The 7,266-nt window shown below is 39.8% G+C and carries 6 protein-coding genes; 2 read left to right on the plus strand and 4 right to left on the minus strand.

Features of this window, described 5'->3' with window-relative positions:
* Both GNE10_RS29735 and GNE10_RS29740 read left to right on the plus strand, forming a co-directional pair.
* Positions 1-1,128 (plus strand): sulfate/molybdate ABC transporter ATP-binding protein (locus GNE10_RS29735; RefSeq protein ID WP_185569331.1); only part of this gene is annotated, 1,128 nt, incomplete at its 5' end.
* Between the two features lie 325 nt (positions 1,129-1,453).
* Positions 1,454-1,936 (plus strand): nucleoside 2-deoxyribosyltransferase, encoded by a 483-nt coding sequence (locus GNE10_RS29740; protein ID WP_185569333.1) that lies wholly within the window; start codon positions 1,454-1,456, stop codon positions 1,934-1,936.
* A gap of 156 nt (positions 1,937-2,092) precedes the next feature.
* Here GNE10_RS29740 and GNE10_RS29745 read toward each other — a convergent pair whose 3' ends face one another.
* The 4 genes from GNE10_RS29745 to GNE10_RS29760 form a co-directional block, all read right to left on the minus strand.
* Entirely contained in the window at positions 2,093-2,464 is a 372-nt protein-coding gene (locus GNE10_RS29745; RefSeq protein ID WP_099070657.1) for a four-helix bundle copper-binding protein, read from the minus strand.
* Positions 2,465-2,928: 464 nt separating this feature from the next.
* On the minus strand, positions 2,929-4,071 hold the full coding sequence (locus GNE10_RS29750) for a cystathionine gamma-synthase (RefSeq protein WP_185569334.1): 1,143 nt from the start codon (positions 4,069-4,071) through the stop codon (positions 2,929-2,931).
* A 152-nt stretch (positions 4,072-4,223) separates the two neighbouring features.
* Positions 4,224-5,588, minus strand: a complete 1,365-nt coding sequence (locus tag GNE10_RS29755; RefSeq protein WP_185569336.1) for a cystathionine beta-synthase — start codon at positions 5,586-5,588, stop codon at positions 4,224-4,226.
* 200 nt (positions 5,589-5,788) lie between these two features.
* Positions 5,789-6,997 (minus strand): pyridoxal phosphate-dependent aminotransferase, encoded by a 1,209-nt coding sequence (locus GNE10_RS29760; protein WP_185569338.1) that lies wholly within the window; start codon positions 6,995-6,997, stop codon positions 5,789-5,791.
* Positions 6,998-7,266: the final 269 nt, after the last annotated feature.

Below are 7,266 nucleotides of genomic sequence, written 5' to 3' on the forward strand. Positions count from 1 at the left end.
GGGGGAGCAGGGGGAGCAGGGGAAGCAGTTTTTTATCGGCCGGACTTTAATTTTGAGTCGCGGGGATTGTTTGTTGACATTGAAAAGATACTTCCTAGTTTTCATTTAAAAGTGGCTTTTAACAGCGATGAGCAACCTTTGGGGTTATTAGGAGGTTCTGGTGCAGGTAAGAGCATGATTTTGCGATGCATTGCGGGGATAGAAACGCCCACAAGAGGACAGATAGTTTTAAATGGCAGAGTGTTGTTTGACTCCGAAAAAGGAATTAACGTACCTAGCCGCGATCGCCGCATTGGTTTTTTAGTACAGAATTATGCTTTGTTCCCCAACATGACTGTGGGGCAAAACATCGCTTTTGGTTTGCCTAAAGGATTGTCGGCAGGGAGTATTAGAGTACAGATAGAAGAACTATTATTAAATATGCAGTTGCAGGGATTAGGCGATCGCTATCCACACCAACTTTCAGGAGGTCAACAACAACGGGTAGCCTTAGCAAGAGCATTGGCCAGTCAACCGGAAGCATTGCTTTTAGATGAACCTTTTTCAGCACTCGATACCCATCTGCGTAGTCAATTAGAGCAGCAAATGACAGCAACCCTGGCTGACTACCAAGGCGTGACTTTATTTGTCACCCATAATATGGAAGAAGCTTATCGGCTTTGCCCAAATCTGTTGGTATTAGAGCATGGTCGAGCCGTCCATCACGGTAGCAAATACGATATTTTCGAGCGTCCTACCACTGTAGGCGTTGCCCAAATCACCGGATGCAAAAACTTTTCCCAGATTATTCTTCACTCACCGCAACAGGTGGAAGCAACTGATTGGGGTTGTACTCTCCATGTTGTGGAAGCAAGCAACAGTCAACTGTCTCACATCGGCATTCGTGCCCATCAAATTGTCTTAACCAGTGACTCATCATCTGAAAATACCTTTCCTTGTTGGCTAGCACGGACGAGCGAAACGCCCCATCGAATGACATTATTTTTGAAGCTGCATTCTCCTGCCAATAATTCTCAAGATTATCATTTGCAAGCTGAAGTCTTCAAAGAAAAATGGGTGACGGTCAAAGACCAACCTTTTCCTTGGTATGTGCGTTTAGATCCTTTGCGTTTGATTTTGATGAAATGAACGCACAGATATTAGACCTCTTGCAATCAATTGCTTTTTGGACTCTTGTGGTCAAAGGGAAAAGGTGAGCCAGCGCGGTCTTGGGGGTTTCCACCATGAGCGACTGGCGAACCCCGAAGGGGTTAAAGGGGAAAGGGAAAATACCAAATCTTTCCCCCTTTTCCCTACTTCTGCAAGAAGTCTATTGAGGAATAGAAAATAGGTTTGGATAACATATGCTTTAACTGCGATAGGATATCGAGTCCTATTCTTATAGAGACGTTGCAATTCCAACGTCTCTACATCTGGATTCATACTGCAATCTCCCCACTGAAGTCAGCCTTTTATGCTTATTTACTTTGCTGCACCTTTATTTTCACAAGCGGAACTACACTTTAACCAGTACCTCACTGCAAAACTGGAATTGCTAAATTATCAAGTCTTTTTACCACAGCGTGACGGTGCAGAACGGGATAAGCCACCTTACGACAAAATGACGAAAGAGGAACGCAGATTGGCAATGTTCCAACTTGATACAGCAAAGATTATGGAGGCTGACGTATTTTTATTTATATTGGATGGACGTGTACCTGACGAAGGAGCCTGTGTAGAATTGGGAGTTGCATATACCCACAAAAAACTCCAGCATCCCAACAAGTTGATAATTGGCTTGCATACCGATATTCGCGCCGCTTTCATCGGGTCAAAACTTAATCCAATGATACGCGTACCTTTGGAGTATATCGCAACAACAGAGAAAGAATTACTCCAAGTGTTAAGACACTATCACAATTTTCAAATTTTACCTGATTTTACGAAGGAAATTTAACTTTAATTTGCTGTGATTTTTGAAGCCTATTCAAATTCTGAATTCTGAGTTCTGAATTCTGAGTTCTGAATTAGGTTCTTACTTCAAGCGCCCAGACCCAAAGAGCCTGAGCGCTTGAATATTAGGTTGCAGACAAACTTCTGCGGAGTGGGAAAATTACGCGGTCATCATGTGCATAGATCTGCAAGTTTCTGCACATTTGCGGCAAGCAGCAGCACATTCCATCATTTTAGCGTCATCGCTCATCATTTCACAGGCCATAGCGCAGCGATCGCACATTTCTGCACACAGCATACAAGTGCGTTCCATAAACTCAGAACCGCCCATCATCATGTTCATACACATCATGCACATTTCAGCGCAATCACGCATCATGCCCATCATGCTCATCATGCTTTTATCCATGTGCATACCACTTTTGCTCATACAGTGAGTCATGGTTTCCATGCACATTTTTTGACAGTTCATACAAGCGTCCATACAAGCTTGCATTTCTGAAGTCATGGTTTCCGTCATCATCATCATCATAGGAAATACCTCTTGATTTTTTGATGCATTAACAACGTCCCTCTCAGGACTACTTATAACATTAGTCGTAACTTTTTTATGAGTCAATGGGTTTTTTCTTGACAATTTATAAGCCTACTATCCCGATATAATTACCGGTAATTGAAATGAATTCTCCAGATATTTAGTGTTGTTTTTTCAATAATTCATAGATACTAAGGCTTAGATACTCCCACTTGAAACTAGGGTTTCATTTAGCAAATCAACTTTGCCTGGGGATCAAAAGTTAAAGTTGATTTGAGGAGAAAATAATGTAATTTTATTTAACAAATAACAAAAAAATGTTTATTAACTGACAGCTACATTGCAACTGGCATCAGGTAGAGATAATCCTAGGGGCGCATAGCCATAGTCCTCTACCTGGAATGGGCTATCTGCTCAATTATTGTGCTTTGTCTCTACATCGAGTCTGCGTTACTCACTGCCTAATTTGAAGAAAGAGCATTTTCTAAATCAGCTTGTAAATCTTGCTGATGTTCAATTCCCACTGAAAGACGGACTAAATTATCCTTTATTCCTCGCTGAAGTCGTTCTGCTTCTGGTATTGAACCGTGGGTCATTTTGCTGGGATAACAAAGCAGCGACTCAACTCCTCCCAAGCTTTCAGCCAGCAAAAATAACTTGAGTCGGGAAGCAAATCTTTCAACCTCAGCAAAACCGCCTTTTAATTCCAAACTAATCATCCCCCCAAAGCCAGACATTTGCTGTTTTGCTAGTTGATGTTGTTCGTGAGTAGGTAATCCTGGATAATAAATTCGCTCAACTTTAGGATGCTTTTCTAGAAATTTTGCTAAGAATAAAGCATTTTTTTCATGTTCTCGCATTCTCACAGCTAAAGTTTTTATTCCTCGCAGTACTAACCAACTATCAAAAGGACTAGGAATAGCTCCGATGGCATTTTGATAAAATTTCAGTTCTCTGTATAATTGCTCATTAGATGTGATAACTGCGCCACCAATAATATCACTGTGTCCTCCTAAATATTTGGTGGTACTGTGAACTACAATATCAGCACCTAAATCTAACGGTCTTTGAAAATAAGGGCTAGCAAAGGTATTATCAACTACTAAAATCAGATTGTGTTTGCGGGCAATATTCGCTAAAGCTGCAATATCAATAATTTTTAACAAAGGATTAGTAGGAGTTTCAATCCAAATTAACTTAGTATTTGGCAAAATTGCAGATTCAAAATCAGCGATATTATCAATATCTACATAAGTAGTTGTCACGCCCCAGTTTTTAATAACCTTTTCTAACAAACGATAAGTACCACCATATAAATCATCGCCAGCAACAATATGGTCGCCATTTTTAAGCAAACTTAATACAGTGGTGGTTGCAGCTAATCCAGAGGCAAATGCTAAACCAAATTTACCATTTTCAAGAGCAGCTAAAGCTTCTTCTAAAGCAGTGCGCGTAGGGTTTCCTGTGCGTGAATACTCATATCCCTTATGTTGACCTATGGCTTCTTGTTCGTAGGTGGAAGTCAAATAAATAGGGACAATTACTGCACCTGTTTGGGGGTCTGATTGTTGACCCTCATGAATTGCTTTGGTTTCAAATTCCATGATTTTACCTTTATAAAAAGAGAATTCAGAATTCAGGAGTCAGAATTCAGGAGGACTCACTTACTGTAATATTTGAGAAAATATAGGAGGTGGTCTAAAATTCCACCTAACTGTTTCTGCTAAATTCTGAATTCTGGATTCTGACTTCTGATTCATGATTCCTGAGTTTGACTAATCCAATATCTAATTAAATCTGCTCTGGTAATTAATCCAACAGGAACATCACCCTGCTTAATAATAATCCCTGTGGTTCCAGATAAAAGTAGCCGATAAGCTTCAGAAATATCAACTTCTTCATCAAGAATTGGCAGTGGTTTACCCATGACTGCGGAAACTTCTTGATTGGAAAAGTTAATACCATCGTGAAGGAATTTCATTAAAGAAGCTTCATTGACACTTCCTACTACATGATTATTATCAATTACTGGTAGTTGAGAAATATTTAATTTTTGTAGATAGTTTGTTGCTTGGCTCAAGGTATCACGGGGACTAACAGCAATTAACGAAGGAAAATCTGTTTTTTGAGCCAGAATTTCTCCAACTTTAGTACTTCTAATTGTTGTACCTTCCCAAAATCCATTTTCCTGCATCCAGGCATCAGAGTAAATTTTATTAATATAATTTCTTCCTGTATCTGGTAATAGCACTACAATATACTTTGGTTCTGTTAATCTTGTTGCGTATTTCAATGCTGCGGCTACTGCTGTACCACAGGAACCTCCCACTAATAAGCCTTCTTCCCGTGCTAAACGACGAGTCATATTAAATGATTCTTTATCGCTGACTCGAACCATTTCATCTACTATTTGTCGATTAAAAGTTTTGGGAATAAAATCTTCACCAATACCTTCAACTTTATAAGATTTTGGCGTGTCACCGGAAAGAATTGAACCTTCTGGGTCTGCACCAACAATTACAATATTTGGATTTTGTTCTTTAAGATATTTGGCAACTCCAGAAATTGTACCACCTGTTCCCATCCCAGCAACAAACACATCGACTTTCCCATTACTATCTGACCAAATTTCTGGCCCAGTAGTTAAGTAATGTGCTAGAGGATTATTTGGGTTTTCAAATTGATTTGGTCTATAAGCTTTGGGTATTTCTTTGGCAAGTCTTTCCGCTACACCGTTATAACTTTCTGGCGAGTCAGGGGGTACAGATGTGGGAGTCACAACAACTTCTGCACCATAAGCTTTGAGTAAATTGATTTTATCCTGACTCATCTTATCGGGCATGACGAATATGCAGCGATATTTTTTCACTGCTGCAATTAAAGCTAGTCCTACACCGGTATTACCTGCGGTGGCTTCAATAATAGTACCGCCTGGTTGGAGTTGACCTGTTTTTTCTGCGGCTTCAATCATGGTTAAGGCAATTCTATCTTTCGTACTACCGCCAGGATTGAGATATTCTACTTTGGCATAAATATTTGAGTGAATACCTTCAGTAATCTTGTTTAATTTGACTAATGGAGTTTTACCAATTGCTTGTAAAATGTTTTCGTAAGTAGTCATAATAGAAAATATAACTTTTAAAAAAATTAAATTTTGGTGTATTTGGTGTTGTTAGGAGTTTATAAAAACAAAATTTTCTAAACTCAAATATGATTGCTTATGGTGATTATTTAGCTTTTAAACTAAGTTTTTACAGGTGTTGAATATTCAATGAATTTAGATGTTAAATCCAACCGCTAAGATAAGATGAAAAAACTTTGTTAGGGTGTTGATTGTAGAGTTGTTTGGAGTTTGAGCAATCTATCGCCTGCTGCTTGCAATGTTTCAGGTCTTTTGCTAAAACAGAATCTAATTAATGAATGTCCTTTTTGTGGTTCGTTAAAAAAGCTGGAACCAGGAACTACAGCAACACCAATATTTTTAATTAAATTGTAAGTGAATTCAACGTCGGTTTTGTAGCCGAATTTAGAAATATCTGCAAGCACATAATACGCTCCTTGGGGAAGGAAATAGGGAATGCCTACTCGATTTAGAATTTGTAAAATGTTATCTCGTTTTTTTTGATAGAGTTTGGCTAGTTCTTCATAATAAGATTGTGGTAGCTGCATAGCAGCAACTCCAGCTCGTTGCAATGGTGCGGGGGCACCTACTGTTAGGAAATCATGGACTTTACGAATGGCTGCTGTCAATTCTGGGTTTGCAAAAATATAACCGACTCGCCAGCCGGTGACGCTGTAGGTTTTGGATAAGCCGTTAATGGTAACTGTACGGTTTTCCATTCCTGGAAGGGTTGCTAACGCGATATGTTGAGCGCCATCATAGAGAATGTGTTCATAGATTTCGTCAGTGAACGCCAGTACATCCCACTTTTGACAAAGTTCGGCAATTATGGTGAGTTCTTCACGAGTGAAGACTTTACCGGTGGGGTTGTGGGGTGTATTAACAATAATGGCTTTGGTATTGGCGTTGAAAGCTTGACGCAACTGTGTTTCATCAAATGTCCAATGTGGAGGATGCAGGGTCACATAGCGGGGTGTAGCGCCAGCTAGAATTGCATCAGGCCCGTAGTTTTCATAATATGGCTCGAATACAATTACTTCGTCACCAGGATCGACTGTAGCCAGCATCACAGCGGCCATTGCTTCTGTGGAACCACAAGTAACAGTGATTTGAGTTTCAGGATTGATATCTAAGCCAAGATACCAGTGGACTTTTTTAGCGATCGCTTCCCGAAATGGGCGTAGACGCGAAGCGGCTTGTCGCCAGACATCGCCCCAAGTGATAGCATATTGGTTAACATCCGCCTCTATTGCTTCATAAGCTGCCTGCTTCAACTCCTGAGGACAAGCAAAATCAGGAAATCCCTGGGCTAAATTCACCGCACCATATTGCAGTGCTACCCTTGTCATTTCTCTAATCACCGACTCTGTAAACTGGTTTGCCTTCCCTGAAATTTTTTGGCGCTGCATCTTAAATACTATTTTGGATTTTGGATTTTGGATTTTGGATTGTGAATTTTGGATTGTGAAAGACTTAGTAGATGGGCTTTTTGACTATCCATCTGTGTTGATTATTTTTCACATTGGCATCATTTACTCCTTTACCTCTGTTATTTTCCACTGTGGTTACACAGGAAGTTCTGTTAATCCATAATATCGATAGATTTATAGTAGTATACTCAAATTTCAGATGGAGAGGGAAGATTAGGGAGATAAGGGAGACAAGGGAGATGGTGCAG

Source organism: Nostoc sp. 2RC (assembly GCF_014222165.1).
Taxonomy (GTDB): Bacteria; Cyanobacteriota; Cyanobacteriia; order Cyanobacteriales; family Nostocaceae; genus Nostoc; species Nostoc linckia.